This window comes from Pseudomonas sp. GW822-FHT06B12, assembly GCF_058799675.1.
Genome location: NZ_JBXALR010000003.1, coordinates 421,709 through 443,123, shown reverse-complemented (window position 1 = coordinate 443,123; position 21,415 = coordinate 421,709). Strand labels below are relative to the sequence as shown.

Genomic DNA, 21,415 nt, shown 5'->3' with positions numbered 1-21,415 from the left:
GTTATTCCTCGTTGGGGTTATTGAGCGGTGTTTCCTGTTCGCGCCCTTTGGGCAGGACGTGCAAGCCATCCTTGCGGCGCTGCTCGACTTCGCGTACGCGCTGTCGGTACACCTGTTGCCACGGCTCGCCGGTCATCGCGGCGGTTTCCAGCGTCTCGTTGCTGACGCCGATCTCGATGCGCTTGCCAGCGGCATTGGCTTCCTTCAACTCATCGATGGCGCCACGCGCCGGACCGATCCAGATCGCTTGGCAGTACGCCTTGCGCTTGGCCGGTTCTGCATAGCCCGGCAACTTGATCAGCCCCCGCGCCACGGCCTCATCGATCAGCAGTTCACGGCTGGGCTGGCAGAAGTCGCAGATCAGCCACCAGCGGCGCAGGCTGTAGAAGCGCCACGCCTGCAGCATCGCCGCACGGGCCGCGCTGTAGCTGCTGCTGTAATGCAGCAATAGCTCTTCCATCGGTTGCTCCAGGGCCGCGCCGATTTCCTTGACCACGGAGGTAAAGAACGGATCGAACTGCGCATTGGGCCGTGCTGGGTTGGCAATCACCGGTTCCTCGCCCTGCCCTAGATCAACAATGGCGCCCTCGCCCAAGGCCAATTCGCCATCGGCGGTGGTGTCGCCGCCAGCCCCATCACCTTCGTTGGCCAGCGCCGTTAGCGGCAGGTTGGAGACCTGAAAGTCGTTGGTCTTCTTGATGAACACGGTGAACATCGCCGAGATCACCGCCGCCATTAGTTCGGCACTGCTGTAGCGCTCCAGTTTCTGTAGCGGCTCCAGCACCGGAGCCAGGTAAGGCGCACCACGCTTCTGGCCGGGCCGCTCCTTGTCAGCCATGACGTGCATGACCCGGCGGCGACCGGTGGCCCCACCGAATGTCGGCAACCGCTCCCAGCGAAGGGACTGGCCTGCGGTGAACTCATTGGGATAGCCGGTGCAGACGTGATAGGCCAACGGCGCGCCGAGCCGGTCGAACTCGACGCCGTCCACCAGGTTGGCGCCGTCTAATTGCCCGGCCGGATTGCACACCCGATCCGATTCGATCAGTTGCAGACGCGTGCTGAACACGCAGCCCGGACGCTCATCGTCAGGGCTGGCAATCAGCACGTCACCGCAGACCATCGACGAGATCATCACCAGCGCCTGCAACTGGTAGTGGTTGAGGGTCGCCTCGGCATCGCATTCACGTGGGTCATCGGCGTACAGCGACCACAGCCGGTCGAGCTGTGTGTTCAGTTCGTCCGCCTGCTGCTCGCTGAGGCCCAGTGCGTCGTGATCGATCTGTGAACGGCATACCAGACCGGTGCCGACCACATTGGTGCGCAGGCGGGTGATGGCCGCCCGAGCGATCAGATGATTGCGCATGGCGTCCCGCGAACGGGCGACGAGCATGCGCCGTTCGTTCTGGTCGAGATCCCGGCGCGGGCTACCCAGCCCAGGAATCCAGCTGGCCATGCTGCGCAGCACGCGGGAGGCGCCACGCCAGCGGGTCTCGACACCGCCCCCGCCACCTTGGGCGACGATGGGCCGAGCGCCGGATGCAGACTTGGCGAGCCGGATGGCCTCGCGCATCAGCAGCTCGGCTGGATCCTTCCGAAAGAAGCCCATAGTCAAATCGCCATGTAAGAGATGCGGTTACGGCCACGGCCCTGTTGCTGGGCCTGCTCCAGCGCGACCTCCTTAACGTACTGCTGTTCCAGCAGGCGCAGGCTGTTCAGTTCGGCGCGATACAGTTCGCGATCCGCACGACGCAGGCGCTGGCCTTTTTTCAGGACGTCAGAGATCGCCGCCCGGACTTCCGCGAGGCGCTGTTGTGCGTCTGTCATGATGGTTTCCTTAGTAGCCCGCTCGACTGCGGGTGCCCCGCCCGCGAGCCACTGCTCGGCGCGGTACCGGTGCGACCGGTTGTTCGGTGTTGAACAGGGTTGGCTGCAGCAGTTGCTGCTCCAACTGGTCCCATTCGTGATCACGGAGCAGGTGGGTTTTGAGGCTGCGTGCGGCATGCAAGGCATACACCTCGCAGTCGAGCGCCTCGTTGCGCCGCCCGGCCTTTTTCTGCCAGACCATCTTGCTGGGGTTGCGCGGATGCGGTGCCAGCACCTCGTTGGTGAGCTGCTCGTAGTAGTCCGAACGGATCTCGCTGTACCAGTGCATGCGCCCCGGCCCGACACCCTTGAGCCGAAGCCGGCCGTCGATCAACGTCTTGGCCTTGTGCGTGCCGACGATGTGTACCCGCAGACCGTATTTCGCCGCCTTGGTGTTGTCCTGCGAGGTGTCCACCGACTGTGGCGGCTTGGTGAAAATCTCCTTGTCGCGGCTGTCGATGGACGCACCCTTGATCGCCATAACGTTGTAGCGCTGGCGATCCCGCACGTAGGCGTAAACCGCATCGCTGGTGTTGCCGTCCGAGCTGTCGATGCTGACCGCCGATATTGCCAAGTGCGCGCCGCCGTCGGTGGGAATCGGCCGGGAGATCACCCGGTCCAGTTCCTGCCAGACGCTGTCATGCGGGTCAATGGGGTTGCCGTGAAGCTCGCCCCAGTACAGCCGCCAAGATTCTTCGCCACGGCCCCAGCCGGTGATGACCAGTGCCAGCCGGTCGCCTTGCACGTCGACACCGACAGTGATCAGTAGCACGCCTTTAGGCGCCGTCAGTTCGGTGTAAGGCTCGGCGCGTTTCTCCAGTTCGTCGGTCTTCGGCGCGTCGCTCTGATACTCGTAACTTTCGCCCTTCGAACTGTTGACGAAGGCGATCATCGGGCCGATGTTTCCCTGCGCCGCTGCGTGTTCGGCCTGGAGTTTTTTCTCCATCAGCACCTGGAAGCGCGATCCCCAAAACGTGGCGTAAAGCTCGTTGAGGATGTAGCCGGCAATGCCGCGAAACTCAGCCGTGGCCGACCAGCGACCGTGCTTGAGGTTGGCGTTTTTCTGGTTGTCGTCCCAGATCGCGCCACAGTGCGGACAGGAGTAGAAGCTCTTCTCCGGCCGTTTCTTGCCGTACACCTCGTGCAGGTAGGCCGGATCCTCATCGCAGTGCAGGTTGTCGAAGCTCAGCGCGTGTTCCTGGCCGCATTCGTGACACGGCACCAGGCCGACGCGCTTGTCCGACAGCTCCAGCTCCGCATCGATGGCTGACAGGCCTTTGATGGTCGGGGTGCCGCCGATGATGATCTTGGAGCGGCGAAAGGTTTTCAGACGCTCCTTGGCCAGCTTGATACTGTCGCCCTGCCCGCGCAGGTTGAGGTTGCAGTCGTCCGGTTCTTCGATGGCCACCCGTGGCACCGGCGTGGACTTCACGCTGGCCGGGCTGTTGGAGCCAACCATTTTCAGGAAGCCACCGGGAAAGCGCTTAAAGTCCTGACGCTGCTGCAGCTTTCGGCTGCGCAGGTCGACTTTCTTGCGCAGCCGTGGCGTGGCCTCGATCATCGGTTCGAGCTTCTCGCCGACGTATTGCTTGGCGGCTTCGGCCTTGGGGAACAGCACCAGGATCGGCGACGGATCGATGTCGATCCATTTGCCCAGGGCGTTACCCAGAACGCCCGACGTCCAGGCCACCTGCGCCGACTTGCGGCCGACAATTTCACTGACCGCCGGATCGTCCAACGCTTCCAGCGGGCCACCGGGCCAGATGAGGTGTGGCGTTACATCAAAGCGGTATTTGCCGGGGCGAGCCGCCTCTTCTGGTGCGAGCCAACGGTACTTGTCCGCCCACTCGATGATGCTCATGCGTGGCGGTGGTGCCCACTTGCGGCAAGCACCGCGCAGCGCGTTACTCGCCGTCTTCCTCAAAGCCCTCCGGATTGTCCGGTTCGTCAGGATCTCCAGCTGACTGGGCATCATCCTTGTCATAGTCAGACAGCCTCCTCAGGATGGATTCGATGGGGTCTCTGATCAGTTGTTCATCCACTTCCACGCCATAACGCGCCGACAACTCCGTGGCCAGCGCATCAGGTAACGTATTGAGCAACTCGACTTTGGCCGAGGTGATCATGGCTTCGAAGCGTTCGACCAGGTCGGCGGCGATGACCACCTCCCCCAGATCCTTGGCCAGCGCCAGCTCTTCGCGGTTAGCCCTAACCCGGTCCAGTCGGTCGCGAGAGGATTCTTTCTTGCCGTTGAGCGAGGCCTGATGCATCAGCCACTGAATTACGGCTTCGGTGTCGTACTGGTTTTCGTTGCCCCGCCCCAGGCCGAATTCGATCACCGGCATGCCGTCGTTCTGCCAGCGGGACAGGGTGCGCTCGTCGCGGCCAACAATCTCACTCAAGTCGGCCTTGTTGACTGTCCTGCCCATATCTAACCCTTTGAAAAGACGGACATCCCTGCAAGATTCTCAGCTGCAGAGAATCCGCGAGTTCGATGACCCGTGTAGGGGGCGCCCCTCGGGGAGGACCCGGAAAAACCGCCCCCCGGCCGGAGCGCCGCCTAGGTGTGGTCAGTCGATGCCGACTCGGAAACGCCCAACCGCTTGGCGACCCAGCGCTCGTAAAGGCCGATGGCGACATCGGCGCCGGCCATCGCGGTCAAGCAACCCAAAGCGCCTGCCGTCCAGATCGACATGCCGGCGGCGATCATCAACATCATCGCCGACACCCCGCAGACAATGCAGGCACCGGATCGAAGTGCCAACCGGCGCAACAATGCCCAGCCCCGCGCCCCGTCCTTGTCTGCCCGCCACATTTCTCCGGACACGCCACCGACCAAGGCCAAGACGATCACTAACCAGATCGGCATCTCTGCCAGCGCTTGTTGCTCGTTCGTCATACTCTCTCTCACTTCATAGGATTGATCAGCACCGCAATCACGCTATTCCGATGATTACCGATCTCGAATAAGCTGGCAGTTTGGTTTTGAGAATTGCCATGAATACTCTGAATGTGTTGGTCGCTGTTGCGACTCTCATACTTTTCCCCGTCGGCCTAGCCACGTTCATGCTTCTGTGGGTCCAGGCTTCTGACGAGGACAAGACGAAATGGAAGAAACTGAGAGCTTTTTGCACCGAAAGAATTACTAGAGGATTGACCTACGCAGGCACGCTTGTATTGATGGGTAAGGGCGTGTTGGGGATCGTAGCTTTTGGTACTAGTAGTGCTCCTATAACTCGCTCCAGCGTCATTCACTTGCTTTTGGACTGTTGGACCATCATCGCTTTCGCTGTCACTGGGCTAGGCCTTGCAATGATTTGGCGAAAGCTGGATGAAGCCCAGCGCAGCAAACTTGGGTAAATTTCGCGCATAAAAAAACCGGCCATTGGGCCGGTTCTTTTGTGTCGCTCTCCGCAGTCGCACCTATCGAAGATGACTACTTTTTACAGGTGGATTTTACTGGCAGCAACCCCACTTTAATGCCACCCGGTGAATAAGTGGGTAACACAGGGTGAACGCCTAGCGAATGTCGGCGAATACACCACCTCGGCTATCGCTTCTCCTTCCCCTGTCTTACCTGTCCCATTGATTGACAGGAAGGTGGGACAGCTGAGAGCCCCGAAAATCAAGGCGCTGCCCCACTGTCCTACTATTTCTATCCTTTTTACGCATATAGAGAGAATTAAAAAACACGCATGCGCGAAGCGCGCGTACACGTTCCCGCTACGCTCACATGCGCGGTTCGATAATTTCAATGGGACAGTAGGACAGACCTCTAACCACGCGGCCTGTAGCTGTCCTACCAACTGAATCAGCGGTAGGACAAGGTAGGACGCTGGGACAGCGCCAGACGCGGTAGCCACAAGTATCATGCAGCCTTGCCCATCAGTAAACCGGCAATGCTTACATGCGCATCATGCAAGCGCTGGTAGTAGGTCCGTGAACTGCACCCGCAATGCAGCATCTTCTGTGAGAGGAAGCTGTCGTGGTTGCAGTAGTGCTCCATCACCACCAAAGCTAACTCGGGTGCCAAGTGTTTGTTGACGATCAACTCAATGTCAGCAGATTCATCCAGCAACACCCGACTACCGCGAGTCCCACGTATCAGCTCCCCCTTGCACGCCATCAGCATCGCAATCATGTTGCCGCCGCCCAGTTCCGATCCCCCTTCGTGCTGGCTGTGCAGATCCTCGGCCCACAACTTCAATATCTCATCGATTCGCTTAATCAAAGCAAGGCTCCTCGAAGGCGACAGGCAGGAATGCTGGCGGGATACCCCAGCCTTTAGGCTTTTTGTACGCCCAAGGTCGCTTACCGCTTTTGGGCAGAGCCGGCATTCGCACCCGACGCCAACCAAGACGGTGCATGATCGACCCAACACGGATCTGCTCGGGCTTACCCCAATGCCCAAAATCCAGATTAAGCGCCTGGCTCAACACATCACTGCCTGAGGTGGTCTCTCCGATCTGCGACTCCTCCAGCCAACTCAGAATCGGCCCCTCCCACTCATCAACTACAAAACGCTGGTCCTGGGCTTCCGCAAACATCGGAGACTCATCCGGCGTCACCCACCAGATATCTCCCGCCTCATAACAAAACATCGCCTCGGCCCACAGTTGATCTCGGATCTCCCGCAGCTTCATCAGGTCGACCTTGTTACAAGCGACCGGCCAGTAACGTCGATTGCCGGTGGTGTCCTTGAGGTACTCATCCTGGTTGGTCGTACCCACGAAAACACACTGGCGTGGCACGTCCATTGTTCTGCGGCCGTAGCTCTCACGGTAGGTGTCAGTGGACGCGGAGAAGAACTGTTTTGCCTTGGTGCTTTCGGCCTTGTTGAAGCTGTCCAGCTCCCCCAGCTCGACGATCCACTTCCCGCGAATCGCCTGAAACCCATCCTTGTCGCCCAAGGAAAACGGCGTATCCATGAACCACTCGCCGCCAAGGATGCTCATCGCCGTCGACTTACCAGCGCCCTGCGCGCCTTCAAGAATCATCACCGAATCAGCCTTACAACCTGGCTTCATCACCCGCGCAACGGCCGACAGAATCCAGCGCTTGCCGACCTTGGCGGTGTAGTCGCTGGCATGTACGCCCATCACGTCAGTGAGCCAGCTTTCCAGCCGGGGCACGCGATCCCATTCAAGCTTTTTCAGGTACTCCCGCACCGGATGGAACGCATGGTCATGCGCTACCACACTGACCGCCTCGATCACATGACTCGCCTTCACCCTGAGGTTGTACTGCTGCGCGAGCCACTTCATCACCCGCACGTCATCAATGTCCGCCCAGTCACCGGCACCGCAGCCATAAGGCGCAGACCGAAGCTTCACCAGCTTCGAACTGAAGGCGCTGTAACTGATCACCCCGGCCCAGCGTTCGTCGTTGCCGAGAATCAATTCGACGTTCTGCATGTGCGCGATCAAAGCACCATTTTCGGTTCGGGCCAGTTGATCCTTCCAGCCACCCGCAGCCGGTGGCTTGACCACCGCCAGTACCTGGCGGCGGACAGCTTCCAAGCCTTCCGCAACGTGCAGGTCGTTGAAGTCCGTCCACTTGTCTTCCCGCTCACCAGAGAAGATCGGCGCAACGACCTGACCACCAACGATCAACGCGGCGTTATTCGCCTTCTCTTCACCGGGGTTCCAAGGATCGCCATTCGGGCGCTTTGTCTTCCAGTCATCATCGCGGCAGACGATCAGTGGGCAACCCGGAAAGCGCTCACGCATGGCCTTGCAGACCACCAGCAGGTTGCCCGCGTCGAAAGCGATGGCCACCGTCAGCGAGGTCGCCATGTGCAGGCTAGCGCCCGTGGCGTAACCCTCACACACCAACACCGGCTCGCCCGGTTCAGGGTGCGGTCCGATCAGGTGAAAGGCGCCCTCTTTCGACATGCCGTAGGGCCAGTAGGATTTATCCCGGCCGGTGTCTTCCTGCTTGGTCGGGAACACCACCTGTAGACCGACGATCTGATCCCGCACGTTGCACATAGGCACCAAAAACGCGCCGGAGCGCGGTGCATAACGAACGCCGAAACCGACGATCTGCTTTCGATCCAGGTAATCGCTGCGGCCCTTCTCCGGTATGCGTTTGAACAACCCCGCCGCCCGGTTTGCCGCTCGACGTGCGGCATTGGCCGCGATCTCGGCGGCGCGGCGCTTGGCATCTTCCTGCCGAGCACGCATGACCTCACGCTCTTCTGGCGACATCCGCCCGGCCTTGACCTTGATCTTCTGCGTCTCACCCGAGCGCCAGTCACCAAAGCTGCCGAAGATCAGCGTTTCGTTCTTTTCAGTCCGATGCTCGTGGACGACGTACCAACCGTTTTTTTCCTTGCCCTTGTCCTGGGTGGTTTTGCAGCGGGTCAGCTTGCCGAACACCAAAGGCTGCTTGGGCTCCAGGCCATAGTCCGCGAACTGATTCAGAACCTCATCGAGCATGGCGGGCCTCCAACACTTCATCAACCGCCTGACAGGACACGCAGTAAATGCACCCTTGCACAGCGAGGCGGCGAGCTTCTGGGATCGGCTCATCGCAGTTTTCGCAGTACATGAATGAGTAAGCTGCCGTCACAGGTTTGACTGCATTTCGAGCGGCCAGAGCCTGATCAAGACGCTCCTGCACCAGGTCATTAGCAAAGTCAGCAATGTCAGCCACGGTCGACACCCCGCGTTGTCTGGTTGACGTAGGTGGCGCGGTTGAACATCCCCAACAGCCCTTGAATGCCGCGAAACACCTGCAGGCGGATCTCGGCCAGTTCGTGGTCATTCACCACACCGTCGCCGATACTTTTGGCCCACGTCTCAGCCAAGTTCGCGACCTGCCGGAAGTACTCGGCAATGCCAGTGGTCAGCGTCTCAGGCATGTCATTGGTGTACGTCTCAGCCAGCTCCTGCCAGATCGTGTCACCGACCAAGGCATGCACGGCATCAAGGATGCGGCGGTCCTTGGTCAGCTCCAGGATCTCGCCGAATTCCTGAATGTTAACCGTGTGGCTCGGGTGCGTAGGTGAGAGTTTGTGTTGCAGCGTGGTGGGATTGCGGCCGGTGGTGGCGGCGATTGCAGCGGCGCCGCCGGGATAGTCCCGAGCAGCATGGTAGAGCGCCAAATCGAGCGGCAGGATTTCCCGCTGTGCTCGATCAACGCAACTCAGAGCGATTCGGCTCATGGCATTAATCCTTGTAAGTTGCCAGTGCCGCGCGACATGCAGTGGTGATACATTTGCCGCGTGGCTTGAAAGGGCCCAAACGCCGGCTAGATCTTCAGGATCGACACCGGCACCGTGCCGAGGCGAACGATCCGTCGTTCACCTCTGGCGCAACAGCTGCCCAATCTGTGGTGGAGAAGGCAGCAACTCCAAGGCATCCGTGCCTTGGAAAGCGCGGTAAAGATTGGCGGTTCGCATGTGGTGTGCCCGCCTATCTTTATCACGACCCGACAGCGCTGTGATGGTGCGTGCCGGGAGGAACTGGGCGGCCCTTGGGTCGCCTTTTTTCTGACTACGCTATGCAGCAGCTTTCTGCGGCGCAGATGCATTCAGCAACCAGGTGGACTCAAACGAGTTGCCCTTCTGCTTTGCAGCTGTAGCCAAAAGAACTGCATATTTGGTTTCACCGGTGTAGTCGGTTCGCGGCAAGCTGGCCGCCAGGCGCCATTTGTTCAACGCCTGATAGCTCCTGTCGCACACCTTCGCGGCGGCCCCGATGCCGCCTACTGCTTCAAAAGCGAACGCAATGGCGTTCGGGAAATCTGCGGGGTCCAACATGGCAACCTCCATTTATCAACTCGGAATTGATATTAAACATCAACTGACTATTGCGCAAGCTCCGTGGCACTCTCAACCTATGGTTGATAAAAATGCACTACGCGCCGCTTTCAGCTCGCGCCTACACGAAGCCCTCGACGATGCCGGCGTACGCAGCCGGGGTCGTGGCGTGGACATCCATCGTCAGTTGAAGAGCTTGGGGGTTGATAAAACCACGCAGGCCGTCAGCAAGTGGCTTAACGGTGAAGCCATGGCCGAAGCCGATAGCATGGCTGCACTCTGCTCCTGGCTGAGAGTACGCAGGGAGTGGCTGGAGTATGGTGTGCTGCCTAAAGAGCAGATCGGTGAAAGCAATGTTCGCCAACTGGCCGTCGGCGAAGAAAGCAACGTTAGCGAATTAACACAGCGCTTTGGTAAGGTGCCGTTGATTTCTTGGGTCCAAGCAGGAGCCTGGTGCGAAGCGATCTCGAACTTTGAGGCATATGATGCTGACTCATGGCTGTCCTGCCCTGTACCGATCAGCAACCATGGATATGCATTGAAAGTCTTTGGTGACTCGATGACGAATCCAGGGCCAGGCCGGAGCTACCCAACGGGCTGCATCATCTTTGTAGATCCTGAGGCGGAAACCAAGACGGGTGATCGAGTGATTGCCCGAGTTCCGCGTACAAATGAGGCAACGTTCAAAGTTCTGGTAGAAGATGCCGGGCGGCAGTTTTTGCGACCGATCAATCCACAATACCCAATCATTGATATTACGGAAGAAACACATATTTGTGGAAAAGTGGTTGGCTCATTCATCCCTGAATGAGCCGATAGACCATCACCCTTTCGTGTACTCATCTATCAATCTTAATAAAACACTCTGAAAATGCTTCAATGCCAGAATATAATTTTTGGCCTCAATATCCGTAACACCAAAAACAGAGTTGTGAACTATAGAATTTCTAGCATTCATCAACTCAGAAAATAGAACGCCGTCGTTACGACTGAGAACACCGAATTCGACTAATACCTTGACACAATTTTTTGCCGAAACGCTACCTTTACCATGACCATCTTTACCAAACTCAATTTTTGTCAATACGGAAAGCTGGAAAATCATGTCAAGTGCATTGTTCCAATTAACGATAAACTCACCAAAACTAGTATCTATCTCAATCGCAGCATTCTCAGCCACATCTTCTTTTTGTTCACTTGAGACTTGAATTTTATCAAGCCCATCAAGAGCCTGAGTTAACTTATCCTTCACCTCACGGGAGAGCAGACAGACTTCACTATAATCAGAATCACTCATCAGATTATTGTGAGCTATTAAACACCGCAAGAGATACAAACGTTCCCAGCGTGGCTGAAGATACTCAATCTTACAATCAACAATCGGCGAAAAATATCTCTCCCAGTTAGACCTAGGGACCAATTCTTGCAGCTCCAGCAAGTCCAACTCTTCTATTTTTTTTGCACCGCCTAATTTCTCTACAAGCTTACGCGAATTAGCCGTAGAGTATTCCCTGAACAAAAAATTTGAAAGCTGAATAAAGTCAGCCTCATATAAGTAATTATGCCCAGCAGTTTCCTTCTTAGTCTTTATAGACTCTGACACCTCTTTGGGCACCGCATCTTTAGTCCACGCCAGCCCGATTTTAATAAACATAAACTTAGTAATAAGTTTACGCATCAAATTTTCCAGCTCATGGACTATAGGATACGCCCGTTGAGATAGCTCACTACTAATGTCATCCCAAAGAACCTCAGGTGGCCGCCCACTCGCCTTAGCCAACAAAGTTCGAACAGCGCGCAACATCGCTTTGAATTTATCAAGATCTTTAGCTTCATCACACGCAAACCTAACATGAAAATAACGCTGAGCGTTCTCAACGATATCGCCAAACTGCACATCATATAAAAATGCGGCCCCCTCAAACTTAATCTTGCCTGCAGAAATCTTAATATTATCATATGACTGTAAAAAGCTATTGAATGAAGATACCGACTTACAGAAATCCTCCTTCGAATTAATTACTGATAAATACTCAACTTTATAGCTCTCCATAATTTTTCTACGCAATCCTTGATAAATATAGGCGATACACAAAGCTACTGTTTTGCCACCATCATGTCCAGCAGCTGTAAATTTCCCACGCCTCTCTAGCTGCTCCCAGCCTAAAAATAAATCAACCACCAGTTGACTTGATGCAAACTAATGGTTGATATTTGACTCACTCTTCCACCACAGAGCGAGGCAACACCATGCACACCACAGCCACCCTGCACGTCCATCCGGCCGCTGCTAACCCCTTCCATATCTTCGAGATTCGCCGCTTGGCCCGCGAATGCGGCTGCTCGTTTGTCACCACCAAACCGAAGCAGAAAACCCGCACCGCACCCGCACCCTTCGATCCCAATGGTGGAGGGCATGCAGCATGAGCAAATTCAAGCTCGATAACCGCACCCTGCAACTGCTCAACGCCCAAGTCAATCTGAGCGAGACCTTCAATCACACGCTACGGTCGACACCAAAGCGCGAAGCTCTGGCGTTTCGTCTCAAGGTTGAACGCAGCAAATCAGACACCCTCTTTACCGTCGAGCTGGGCAGCGAGCGCCACACGCTGACCTTGCAGAACGAAAAGAAGATGCACCTCAAACTGGCCGACTTCATTGAAGAGATTGCCAACGGCCCCTTCGATGCCAGCAACACTGCCGATCTGCTGAACATCCCACACGCCAACCGCCAATACGCCCGGTTCGATACCGAGCATAAACAACGGGTGTTCGAGCTGGTGCGTACTGGCGGTGTCGTGAGCCTCGACATGGGTTTTGATCTGCCCCTTCACGTTGCTATGCATCGCACCAAAACCCGCTCTGGTGTCACCACCATCATGAGCATCGGTGTGAAAAGCCCGCGCACCAAATGCTTCACCGTGTGCGGCAGCGACATTGAGATCTACGAGAAAGTGGCCGAGTCCATCAACCACCTGGCTGCGGCAGCAACACCTGCCGCGCACGCAGCTTGAGGGGGATGCCATGGAACGCACACTCGCCCAAGCAGCCGCCCAGCTCGGACTCACACGCCCCAAGCTGATCAAGCTCATGCGGGAAAAAGGTCTGCTCAATGATCGAAACCTGCCCACTTACCCATCCCGCGACCGGGAGTTCCTGCGAGTCAAGGACGGTAACTGGTATCACGAGACCGCCGGCATGCAGTACAGCCAGTCAACCCGCGTCAAACAACCCGGTATCCGCTGGCTGGCCGAGCAACTGGGGTTGGACCTACCCGCCATCCCGGTAGACAACCGTGACGTGGCCTAGGGAATACGCCCGCCAGATCGTCGCCATGCGCACACGCGAGGAGCGCAACGCCGCGCTCCTCGAAGTGCCGGAACATCTGCGAGAGCTGACCAAACGCCACTGCCTGAACGCCTGGAATCACCCGGCAAGAACACAACGCAAGGAGGCTCAGTAAGCCAATGAGTAACGCAAGCCAAACCCCACTGCGGCTACAACCCGCACCGGAATCAGCCACCGTAGAGCTGCTTTACCGCACCTTCGGCGACGTGCTGATCCCCCTGGAAAAAGTCCGCGAACAGTACTTTCGAAACCTCAACGAACAGTCGTTTGTGGCCGAGATCAACAACGGCCGGATTCAGCTACCCATCACCACGCTGGACACCAGCCGCAAAGCACCGAAGTACGCTCATATCCGGCATGTCGCCTCATTGATCGACATCCGTGCCTATAAGGCCGACGAAGACATGCAGCGACAACAGGAAGAGACCAACGAGTAACACCCACAAACCGAACGGCTGCCACCACCAGCCGATGACATCACCAGGAGCACACCACATGACCGCAATACAGATCTGCGCACTGATCGCCCTCATCTCGCTCGTCGGCCTCACCTATTGGGCCGGCTATCGCGGCGGCCTGATCGACGGCCGCCTTGAGGGCATTGATGAAGGAATGGCCATCCAGCAATCCGACAACTCGCAAACCGTCCGCAATCTGGAGCTTTCACTTAACCAGTCGCGGGAACACTACCAGCAGCTTTACGCCCGCTACGAGAACGCACTGGCCACTTCGAAACTGGGAGAACCAGAACGCCAAACCCTGCTGGCCATCGCCGAAAAACTCAGGATCGCCGCCGAGACATTCGCAGCATTCCGCACCGGCAAAAAACTGGAACGTGAATCCGTCGCCCTACGCGAGCAAACACTCGCCATGGCCGCCCTGCTGGAGCCAGTAGAGCAGGAAGCCGCATGAGCCAGATCCTCACCAATACCGGCAAGCGCTTCGACTTACCCGAGCCAAACGCCAAAACGTGCCTCGACGCGCAGGAAACAAACAACCTCTGCTGCGCAGCAGCAGGCATTACTGCTCCGTCCAGCAGCACCACCGAGGCACTTATACCCCACGAAAAGCTGCGCGAGGCAGCCACTCTTGATGCCACGCTAATCGCTCAGAATCGCCCGCCCGCGCAGCCTGTTGTGGGGTACAAGGGAGCTGACTTACTGGCTGGCAGTCTGTATTTTTCCGCTCAGATAGTCGATTGCAAAGACGACATTCTGCTGGCAAAAAATGAGTCTATTGACCATTGGCAGCTCATCGTCATTCAAAAGGTCCCAGTCATCAAGCATCTCACTTGCTGCCTTGGCCGCCGAAATAGCGTTCATCAAATGATTGAGATGGATCAGGTGGAGCCTTGTAGCCATGTGGGCACTGCTGATGTTCGTCAGCAATATATCCAGCCCTTTCCAGCTGGCTATATGGCCATGCCTCGCGTATTGACGCGCACTCTTCGTGGATTCCTCACACATTCGCTTGCTAGGCTCAGGTGGCTTAAGGTGCGGAGTTCTGTAACGGAACTCAAAAATCTCACCTGCCAGTTCTTGATCTGGACTGATAGCCCCAAGCAGGGAATTGATCAGCAAGTCCAATTCCTTGCGGATCAATGTAGCTATGGTTTTCAGCATTGCATTAGTTTGAGACTGCCTTTCCACAGCACTTTTCTTGGAGTGGATAACAGGAAAAGCCGCGGCACCTATGATGGCCAAAATGGAACCGATCGCCTGAACCCAGGCGGCAGCGTCTTTTTTGACCTCGAACGCATCCAACACAACAAACAATGCCCAGCCCAATGCACCTGTCGCCAGAAAGGCCCAAGTCACCCACACACCAGCGATCTTCATCGCAGACGACATATTCAACCCCTTCATGCGTCATGGCTCCTAGCCACCAAAAAGAGTCGAGAATGCCCATTTTCAGGCTACTCGTCTATGAAGGAGGCGGCGTGAATGAGCTGGCTCTTTTCGCAGGCGCTGGTGGCGGAATACTCGGCGCTCACCTCCTCGGATGGCGCACCATCTGCGCCGTTGAGCGTGATGCCTACGCTGCACAGATTCTGGCGCAACGACAAACCGATGGACTGCTCCCGGCTTTCCCGATTTGGTCTGATGTGTGCAGTTTTGACGGACGGCCATGGCAAGGCCTTGTTGACGTGGTTTCGGGAGGATTTCCTTGCCAGGACATCTCGGCCGCAGGCAACGGTCTGGGCATCGTTGGAGCCCGCTCCGGACTGTGGCGGCAGATGGCACGAATTACCGATGAGGTACGACCGCGCTACATCGAGCTGGAGAACTCACCACTGCTTGTGGGAAGAGGACTTGCCATGGTGCTCGGTGACCTTGCCGAAATGGGGTATGACGCGCGATGGGGTGTTATCGGAGCGGCTGACTTCGGCGCACCTCATCAGCGAGACCGGATCTGGCTCATCGCAGAAGACACCCGCCAGACGATGGCCAACGCCGGTGGCGAGCATGGCGAAGGGATCCTCACCTGCCGCACTGACTCGCCGATCGGGAGCCGACCGTTCGAACGATCGCCTGGATCACGCCGTGATGGCATTGGATGGTGGTCATCTGAACCCGGATTGGGCCGAGTGGCTGATGGGGTGGCCCATCGGGTGGACCGGCTTAAGGCCATTGGCAACGGACAGGCTCCAATCGTGGCTGCGAACGCATTCAATTTACTTTCCGACAGACGATAAACAGGAGGCAGCATGAACACTCTTTTCCTGTTGATGGCCCAATACAACGGGCAAGCAGTTATCCCTTTGGATCGCGTGTGCGCTGACTACATGGGGTTGACTGTTGAAAAATTTAAGCACAAGCGGCTGTCAGGAGAAATTGATATCCCCATCGTTCGACTGGGAGCCGCGACACAGAAAGCAGCGCTAGGCATCCATCTGCAAGATCTGGCGAAATACATAGACAAACAAAGAGAAACCGCGATGAAGGAGCAAGATCAATTGATGAGCCGGCCCAAAAACCACTGCTGACTCGGGATCAACGTGGCTACCTACACCTGCCAAGCATCGGGCAGGTGAGGTTAGCAATCGTTGAGAGTGATTTGCCCGACCACAAGATCGATTTCACCTGAAAAAATCTGTACCATACGCCCCCTGCTTTTGACCCACTGAGTGACCTGAATGACCGTTACAGCTGTCGATTTATTTTGCGGAGCCGGAGGCTTAACCCGAGGGCTTAAAAATGCAGGGATTAACGTCACCTACGGGGTTGACTTTGATCAAGCCTGCAAATACGCGTATGAAAAAAATAATTCAGCGTCTGTATTCGTCGGTAAATCAGTCACAGATCTAACTAGCGAAGACGTGAACAAGTGGCTCCAGGGTGGAAATTTTAAACTTCTTGCCGGTTGCGCTCCATGCCAGCCATTCTCAAAGTACTCTAGCACTCGAAAGAGTGACGACGACAAATGGATGCTACTTCGAGAATTCCAACGCTTAATTCTGGAATGCAAACCAGAACTTGTAACCATGGAGAATGTTCCGCAACTACGAACCCACTCCGTATATTTAAAGTTCGTGAAGACACTCAAATCAGAAGGCTACAAAGTCGATTACAAAGTAGTATCTTGCGCTGAATACGGACTTCATCAACTAAGAAAGCGTTTAGTTCTTGTTGCTTCGAAGCTAGGGCCGATCAAGATAATTGCCCCAAAACTCGCGCCAGATCAATTCAAGACAGTTAAATCAGCAATTGGCCATCTCCCACCGCTCGAGGCAGGAGAACGACATGCAAGTGATTCCCTGCATTACGCCGCTTCCCTCAACACCATGAATCTTCAGCGAATCAAATGTTCGATACCAGGCGGCACTTGGAGAGATTGGCCCGAGTCGTTACGCGCAGCGTGCCACTCAAAGGCTTCTGGGTCCACTTACGCCAGTGTGTACGGCAGAATGCAGTGGGAGAAACCGAGCCCAACCATTACGACTCAAAGCTATGGCTATGGCACAGGCAGGTTTGGCCACCCGGAACAGGACCGCGCTTTGTCCATTCGAGAAATGGCGATCCTTCAGTCGTTCCCCGACGACTACGAATTTTTCGAACCTGGCACGGAAGTCTCCACTCGCGCCATTGGAACGATGATTGGAAATGCCGTCCCAGTTCGGTTAGGCGAAGTTATCGGGGAAACATTTATGCAGCATCTGAAGGATTTAGATATGCCTCAGACTCTAAATAGCGCTCCGTAAGGGCTATTACATGAGACATATACTCTCGAATATTATCCCGCAAATTGTTTAAATCTGAGACCGTCAGGCTCCGACCGTACTTTTCAAACGAAGCGGAGCCATGCGCAAGGGAGTTCCTTGCAACCTTTAAACTCAAAAGTTCGGCTCCTTGATTTAAAGGTGACGGCCCAGAAATTGCCAGATGATAATTCCCGAGAACCTCCCTTAACTTTCTAGCATCTACGTTTCCACTGAACACCTTTTCCAGCTTGAGTGATGTTCTTGCGATAACTTCAGAAATGTCGTTGTTCTGAAATCCAGACATCAAACTGTCGACGGAGTGATACGCCTGACGACAATCGTTCAAAATTTTCTTCTTAAATCCCGGCACAAGCCTATTAAAGCTTATCCGCTTTTCATGCACGCTGTCATATATTGCCTCAACGCAAGAGAAAGCCGTCGACTCAACCTGATTGTAGAGCATGAGACATAAGGACGAAGCAAGAATAGAAATTAGCCCAACAGAGGCTTCCCTGACCACTTCGTCAGGTTCCGCATCTAAACCTCCAATATGGGAATAAAGCGTATCTATTTCTTCAGATCGCTTATCAAACTCATCCTTGACAGCTTCGAGCATGTTAGGCCCCTAATACCTTATTCTTGACGTAGTCAATTCGAGCCAATAGCTGAGCCTTATTGTTCGCACTATCCGCGCTTATAACGGCTTGAAATTCAGGACCGAACAACCAATCACTCACCGGCGCTGCGGGCGCATTTAGATAGGGCGCCTCTCGCAATGCTAGTGCCACCCCTACCGCAATAGCTTCAAATCTAGCACGAGGCGTCGTTTTACTTGTAGGAGTACGTCTAAAGCCCATATTGAAATGAGCATCAATAAATTGCATGGTTTTGTTAAATTCCACGAGATCAGCCGCAATTGCAACATCATCCCTTGCCACGCTTTTAGCCAAGAACTCCTCAAGGAACTGGAGAACCTTTCCGTCATATGAGCCCAAATCATTAAGATAAGCAAAAAATCGAGTAACAAGCTCGAGATGATCACCATTTGACTTCTTCTTATTAGACAGCGGTGCAAGCTTGGAAAATAGCTCATCGTCAGAACAAGGCACAATGATTTGCTTATAGAATGGGGACGATGCGAATTCCGAACCATGCCTGGTCTCTGCACCTACCAGCTTCTTCATGCCTGAGTTGATGCGTTCGAACAGGTCGCGCCTATGCGATTCGCTTACCTCGCCTTTAAGCTCAACGAACCTTAATGTTTCACGTAAAAATCTTCTTTTGCGACCAGCCGGCAAATCATCAAAATAAAACCCCTCAAGCGCCTTAAGCTCCTTAAGGTCTTGCAGAGCAACTTGATTTGTAACGAAATAATCAAGCGCACGAATTCGCTGCGACCCGTCAATAATTTCGACCCGGCCATCCAACTCAGGATCTTCAGCAGAAACGTTAGCTATATAAATGTACGGTATTGGGAAATCCAACAAAATACTCTCAATGAACCGAGAAAGAGTTTTTATATCCCACTTATAATCGCGCTGATAGTCCGGGATAAAAAGCTCATTTTCTTCTGTATCAATTCCATCTTGGTACTTTTGAAGAATTGTCTCGATTGGAAACTCTCGAGTGCTATAGGCAATATTCTTTTGCGCATTTCGGATTGAGTTTTCCGCCTGCACACGCAGATCTTCCATTTTTGCAAGAGCTTGCATGCGGTGCTCTTCGGTACGAGCAACTTGTAACTCTTTTCTTAAATCTTCCATTGCAGTAGACATTGAAATTCCATTCGCCAATTCTGAGGAGGTAATAGCATCGTGCCACAGCCTAACGTTACCGGAATCAGCAGTAAAACAATTTTTGCCGTCAGCCGGAGACACGATGCCCTAGAAGAGGCCTAAGCCATACCCAACCTTTGTACTGATCACCCCTTCCTCGCAAATGGGTATATCGACGCAACGAATTCCAATCGCGATGCCCCGAAACACTGGAAACCCTGGGGATATCCCAGTCCATTTCGAACAGTCGACTCACCCCTTCATGCCGCAGGTCATGGAAATGCAGATCTTCAATGCCCAACAGCGGGCACGCCCGAGTGAAGGCCGCCGACACTGACTTACCGTTGTAGGGAAAAATTTCCCTCTCTGTCTTGGGCATGGTCTTCAGAATCGCCCAAGCTTCGTCAGGCAAATGGCACCATACGTCGTTGCCGATCTTCTGCCCGGGATTCTTCATGTCCCGTACCAGGACGGCCTGCCGGGTTTCATCGAGATCGTCCCACCGGATTCGTGTGATCTCCTCCTGCCGGCGTGTCGAAAAGATAGCGAAAGCGATCATCTTTGGCATGTGGATTGAGTCCGGCCGGCGCTTCAACACCCCGAAAAAGTGTTTCATCAGCTTGTCCAGCTCATCCAAGGTTGGCCGGCGGTTACGTTCCTTGCTCTTGCTCACCATGCCGAGCTTGCGCAACACCTTGCGCGCGTCCGGCATCGCCAGCGGATCGACCTCATAGCCCCAGGCCGGCCGCGCCACGGAGAGCACCGCACCCAAGTGCGACAGATCATTGCCGACCGTCTGTGCCTGAACCCCACCGCCCTCTTTACTCATCCGCCATTGCGCGAACTCCACCAGCTTCTGGCTGGTCAACGACGAGTCATCGAGCTCGCCCAACCAGGTGTCCTTGATTGCTTTCAGCGTGGCGTTCTTGGTTTTGCCCAACGGACGGATCTTTTCGTACTCGTCCAGGTACTGCTCGATCATCTTCTTGATCGTCACACCTTTGCGGTTCGCGCGCTCGATGCCACCAGGTTCCGCCAGCTCCGTTTCCCGGCGCTTGATCCAGGCCTGGGCGACCTGCTTGCGGTCGAAGGTTTGGCTTTCCTGATAAACTGTCTTCCCGTCCCGATTGATCCGTATCTGCGCCGTGTAAGCCGTCGAATTGTCCTTGCGCTTGCGTGATGTGATCGTGCCCATTTCCAGTTGCTACATTGCTGAATTCGATTGCTACATTGTAGCAACCGACTTCAAAAAACAAGGAATAATGGGTAAAAACAGCTGTATAAAAGATCAGTACTAATGAATATCGAAAAAGCTGAATCCCCCGTAAACACTAGCCACTCTCGTACTGAGCTGTCTCGCCGCTTCAGCGTGGCGCCGATGATGGATTGGACTGACCGCCATTGCCGCTTCTTCCTGCGCCTGCTCTCCAAGCACGCTCTCCTCTACACAGAAATGGTCACCACCGGCGCCCTCCTCAACGGCGATCACGACCGTTTCCTGCGCCACAACGAAGCCGAGCACCCACTCGCCTTGCAGTTGGGCGGCAGCGTCCCAGCCGATCTGGCAGCCTGCGCACGCATGGCGCAGGAACACGGTTACGACGAGGTGAACCTCAACGTCGGCTGTCCGAGTGATCGGGTGCAGAACAATATGATTGGTGCGTGCCTGATGGCGCATCCGGTGTTGGTGGCGGAGTGTGTGAAGGCGATGCGCGATGCGGTGTCGATTCCGGTGACGGTGAAGCATCGGATCGGGATCAATGGGCGCGACAGTTACGCTGAGCTGTGTGATTTCGTCGGGACGGTTCGGGATGCCGGGTGCACCAGTTTTACGGTGCATGCGCGGATTGCGATTCTGGAGGGGTTGTCGCCGAAGGAGAATCGGGACATTCCGCCGTTGCGCTATGACGTGGCGGCGCAGTTGAAGGCGGATTTTCCGGAGCTGGAGATTATTCTCAACGGCGGGATCAAGACGCTGGAGGCCTGTCACGAGCATTTGCAGATCTTTGACGGCGTGATGCTGGGCCGTGAGGCGTATCACAATCCTTATGTGATGGCTGAGGTGGATCAGCAATTGTTCGGCAGCACGGCGCCGGTGATTTCGCGGGCCGAGGCGTTGGCGCAGTTGCGGCCTTATATCGCCGCGCACCTGGATGCGGGCGGTGCGATGCACCATATCACTCGGCATGTGCTGGGTTTGGGCACCGGGTTTCCAGGGGCGCGCAAGTTTCGGCAGTTGTTGTCGGTGGATATTCACAAGGCTAAAGAGCCTTTGGCATTGCTGGATCAGGCGGCGGAGTTGTTGGAGGGGCGCTGATAGGCAGGTTTTACTATCTCGCCGGTTGTAGCAGCTCTTCCTTGTTGTGCAGGCGCAAAGTGTGGATCATTGCGCCGCATCGGAGTCTCGCTAGCACCAGCGGGCTGGCAGGCAACCAAGAAGTGTTGCCTGCTTGTGAAATT

The 21,415-nt window shown here is 55.5% G+C and carries 27 protein-coding genes; 12 read left to right on the top strand and 15 right to left on the bottom strand.

What is annotated here, in order from left to right:
* Nucleotide 1: 1 nt before the first annotated feature.
* From AC1RKH_RS09565 to AC1RKH_RS09545, 5 genes are all read right to left on the bottom strand, one after another.
* Nucleotides 2-1,609, bottom strand: coding sequence for a phage portal protein (locus tag AC1RKH_RS09565; RefSeq protein ID WP_493061553.1), 1,608 nt, complete (start codon nucleotides 1,607-1,609; stop codon nucleotides 2-4).
* A gap of 2 nt (nucleotides 1,610-1,611) precedes the next feature.
* Nucleotides 1,612-1,827, bottom strand: coding sequence for a hypothetical protein (locus tag AC1RKH_RS09560; RefSeq protein WP_493061552.1), 216 nt, complete (start codon nucleotides 1,825-1,827; stop codon nucleotides 1,612-1,614).
* A 10-nt stretch (nucleotides 1,828-1,837) separates the two neighbouring features.
* Complete coding sequence (locus AC1RKH_RS09555; RefSeq protein ID WP_493061551.1) at nucleotides 1,838-3,790, bottom strand: phage terminase large subunit family protein; 1,953 nt, start codon at nucleotides 3,788-3,790, stop codon at nucleotides 1,838-1,840.
* On the bottom strand, nucleotides 3,771-4,295 hold the full coding sequence (locus tag AC1RKH_RS09550) for a DUF1441 family protein (protein ID WP_493061550.1): 525 nt from the start codon (nucleotides 4,293-4,295) through the stop codon (nucleotides 3,771-3,773). The genes AC1RKH_RS09555 and AC1RKH_RS09550 overlap by 20 nt, the downstream gene beginning before the upstream one ends.
* Before the next feature lie 131 nt (nucleotides 4,296-4,426).
* Nucleotides 4,427-4,765 (bottom strand): phage holin family protein, encoded by a 339-nt coding sequence (locus tag AC1RKH_RS09545; protein WP_442114642.1) that lies wholly within the window; start codon nucleotides 4,763-4,765, stop codon nucleotides 4,427-4,429.
* Between the two features lie 98 nt (nucleotides 4,766-4,863).
* On the opposite strand from AC1RKH_RS09545, the gene AC1RKH_RS09540 reads away from it, so the two are divergent.
* Nucleotides 4,864-5,226, top strand: coding sequence for a hypothetical protein (locus AC1RKH_RS09540; protein WP_493061549.1), 363 nt, complete (start codon nucleotides 4,864-4,866; stop codon nucleotides 5,224-5,226).
* Nucleotides 5,227-5,734: 508 nt separating this feature from the next.
* Here AC1RKH_RS09540 and AC1RKH_RS09535 read toward each other — a convergent pair.
* From AC1RKH_RS09535 to AC1RKH_RS09515, 5 genes are all read right to left on the bottom strand, one after another.
* Entirely contained in the window at nucleotides 5,735-6,097 is a 363-nt protein-coding gene (locus AC1RKH_RS09535; protein WP_493061548.1) for a PA0613 family protein, read from the bottom strand.
* Nucleotides 6,090-8,306 (bottom strand): virulence-associated E family protein, encoded by a 2,217-nt coding sequence (locus AC1RKH_RS09530; RefSeq protein WP_493061547.1) that lies wholly within the window; start codon nucleotides 8,304-8,306, stop codon nucleotides 6,090-6,092. The genes AC1RKH_RS09535 and AC1RKH_RS09530 overlap by 8 nt, the downstream gene beginning before the upstream one ends.
* Entirely contained in the window at nucleotides 8,296-8,523 is a 228-nt protein-coding gene (locus tag AC1RKH_RS09525; RefSeq protein ID WP_493061546.1) for a TraR/DksA family transcriptional regulator, read from the bottom strand. The genes AC1RKH_RS09530 and AC1RKH_RS09525 overlap by 11 nt, the downstream gene beginning before the upstream one ends.
* Nucleotides 8,516-9,034 carry a phage regulatory CII family protein gene (locus AC1RKH_RS09520; protein ID WP_454185597.1) on the bottom strand — a complete coding sequence of 173 codons (519 nt, stop codon included), beginning with the start codon at nucleotides 9,032-9,034 and terminating at the stop codon, nucleotides 8,516-8,518. Before AC1RKH_RS09520 ends, AC1RKH_RS09525 begins: the two co-directional genes overlap by 8 nt.
* Before the next feature lie 336 nt (nucleotides 9,035-9,370).
* Complete coding sequence (locus AC1RKH_RS09515; protein ID WP_493061545.1) at nucleotides 9,371-9,631, bottom strand: hypothetical protein; 261 nt, start codon at nucleotides 9,629-9,631, stop codon at nucleotides 9,371-9,373.
* 79 nt (nucleotides 9,632-9,710) lie between these two features.
* Here AC1RKH_RS09515 and AC1RKH_RS09510 point away from each other — a divergent pair, with 79 nt between their 5' ends.
* The gene (locus AC1RKH_RS09510) at nucleotides 9,711-10,442 is read left to right on the top strand and encodes a LexA family protein (RefSeq protein ID WP_493061868.1); all 732 of its coding nucleotides are present in this window, start codon (nucleotides 9,711-9,713) and stop codon (nucleotides 10,440-10,442) included.
* Between the two features lie 12 nt (nucleotides 10,443-10,454).
* Here AC1RKH_RS09510 and AC1RKH_RS09505 read toward each other — a convergent pair whose 3' ends face one another.
* A complete protein-coding gene (locus AC1RKH_RS09505; protein WP_493061544.1) occupies nucleotides 10,455-11,813 on the bottom strand; it encodes a hypothetical protein in 1,359 nt (452 codons plus the stop codon).
* 68 nt (nucleotides 11,814-11,881) lie between these two features.
* On the opposite strand from AC1RKH_RS09505, the gene AC1RKH_RS09500 reads away from it, so the two are divergent.
* From AC1RKH_RS09500 to AC1RKH_RS09475, 6 genes are read left to right on the top strand one after another with little or no spacing between them, the layout of a single operon-like run.
* A complete protein-coding gene (locus AC1RKH_RS09500) occupies nucleotides 11,882-12,058 on the top strand; it encodes a hypothetical protein (RefSeq protein ID WP_493061543.1) in 177 nt (58 codons plus the stop codon).
* On the top strand, nucleotides 12,055-12,645 hold the full coding sequence (locus AC1RKH_RS09495; protein WP_493061542.1) for a hypothetical protein: 591 nt from the start codon (nucleotides 12,055-12,057) through the stop codon (nucleotides 12,643-12,645). Before AC1RKH_RS09500 ends, AC1RKH_RS09495 begins: the two co-directional genes overlap by 4 nt.
* 10 nt (nucleotides 12,646-12,655) lie before the next feature.
* Nucleotides 12,656-12,940 carry a phage antirepressor KilAC domain-containing protein gene (locus AC1RKH_RS09490; protein WP_493061541.1) on the top strand — a complete coding sequence of 95 codons (285 nt, stop codon included), beginning with the start codon at nucleotides 12,656-12,658 and terminating at the stop codon, nucleotides 12,938-12,940.
* On the top strand, nucleotides 12,927-13,094 hold the full coding sequence (locus AC1RKH_RS09485) for a hypothetical protein (protein WP_158246525.1): 168 nt from the start codon (nucleotides 12,927-12,929) through the stop codon (nucleotides 13,092-13,094). The genes AC1RKH_RS09490 and AC1RKH_RS09485 overlap by 14 nt, the downstream gene beginning before the upstream one ends.
* A gap of 4 nt (nucleotides 13,095-13,098) precedes the next feature.
* Nucleotides 13,099-13,416: a pyocin activator PrtN family protein gene (locus AC1RKH_RS09480; protein ID WP_493061540.1), complete on the top strand. Its 318-nt coding sequence runs from the start codon at nucleotides 13,099-13,101 to the stop codon at nucleotides 13,414-13,416.
* Nucleotides 13,417-13,474: 58 nt separating this feature from the next.
* On the top strand, nucleotides 13,475-13,891 hold the full coding sequence (locus AC1RKH_RS09475) for a hypothetical protein (RefSeq protein WP_493061539.1): 417 nt from the start codon (nucleotides 13,475-13,477) through the stop codon (nucleotides 13,889-13,891).
* Nucleotides 13,892-14,136: 245 nt separating this feature from the next.
* Here AC1RKH_RS09475 and AC1RKH_RS09470 read toward each other — a convergent pair whose 3' ends face one another.
* Entirely contained in the window at nucleotides 14,137-14,844 is a 708-nt protein-coding gene (locus AC1RKH_RS09470; RefSeq protein ID WP_493061538.1) for a hypothetical protein, read from the bottom strand.
* Nucleotides 14,845-14,918: 74 nt separating this feature from the next.
* On the opposite strand from AC1RKH_RS09470, the gene AC1RKH_RS09465 reads away from it, so the two are divergent.
* The 3 genes from AC1RKH_RS09465 (at nucleotide 14,919) to AC1RKH_RS09455 (ending at nucleotide 17,180) form a co-directional block, all read left to right on the top strand.
* Nucleotides 14,919-15,674, top strand: coding sequence for a DNA cytosine methyltransferase (locus tag AC1RKH_RS09465; protein ID WP_493061867.1), 756 nt, complete (start codon nucleotides 14,919-14,921; stop codon nucleotides 15,672-15,674).
* A gap of 12 nt (nucleotides 15,675-15,686) precedes the next feature.
* Nucleotides 15,687-15,965 (top strand): pyocin activator PrtN family protein, encoded by a 279-nt coding sequence (locus AC1RKH_RS09460; RefSeq protein WP_493061537.1) that lies wholly within the window; start codon nucleotides 15,687-15,689, stop codon nucleotides 15,963-15,965.
* A 150-nt stretch (nucleotides 15,966-16,115) separates the two neighbouring features.
* Nucleotides 16,116-17,180, top strand: a complete 1,065-nt coding sequence (locus AC1RKH_RS09455) for a DNA cytosine methyltransferase (protein ID WP_493061536.1) — start codon at nucleotides 16,116-16,118, stop codon at nucleotides 17,178-17,180.
* On the opposite strand, the gene AC1RKH_RS09450 is transcribed toward AC1RKH_RS09455, so the two are convergent.
* The 3 genes from AC1RKH_RS09450 to AC1RKH_RS09440 form a co-directional block, all read right to left on the bottom strand.
* On the bottom strand, nucleotides 17,125-17,796 hold the full coding sequence (locus AC1RKH_RS09450) for an MAE_28990/MAE_18760 family HEPN-like nuclease (protein WP_493061535.1): 672 nt from the start codon (nucleotides 17,794-17,796) through the stop codon (nucleotides 17,125-17,127). The genes AC1RKH_RS09455 and AC1RKH_RS09450 overlap by 56 nt on opposite strands.
* A 1-nt stretch (nucleotide 17,797) precedes the next feature.
* Complete coding sequence (locus tag AC1RKH_RS09445; protein ID WP_493061534.1) at nucleotides 17,798-18,955, bottom strand: DUF262 domain-containing protein; 1,158 nt, start codon at nucleotides 18,953-18,955, stop codon at nucleotides 17,798-17,800.
* Nucleotides 18,956-19,043: 88 nt separating this feature from the next.
* A complete protein-coding gene (locus AC1RKH_RS09440; protein WP_493061533.1) occupies nucleotides 19,044-20,150 on the bottom strand; it encodes a site-specific integrase in 1,107 nt (368 codons plus the stop codon).
* A gap of 102 nt (nucleotides 20,151-20,252) precedes the next feature.
* On the opposite strand from AC1RKH_RS09440, the gene dusA reads away from it, so the two are divergent.
* The gene (gene dusA / locus AC1RKH_RS09435; RefSeq protein ID WP_493061532.1) at nucleotides 20,253-21,272 is read left to right on the top strand and encodes a tRNA dihydrouridine(20/20a) synthase DusA; all 1,020 of its coding nucleotides are present in this window, start codon (nucleotides 20,253-20,255) and stop codon (nucleotides 21,270-21,272) included.
* Nucleotides 21,273-21,415 lie beyond the last annotated feature (143 nt).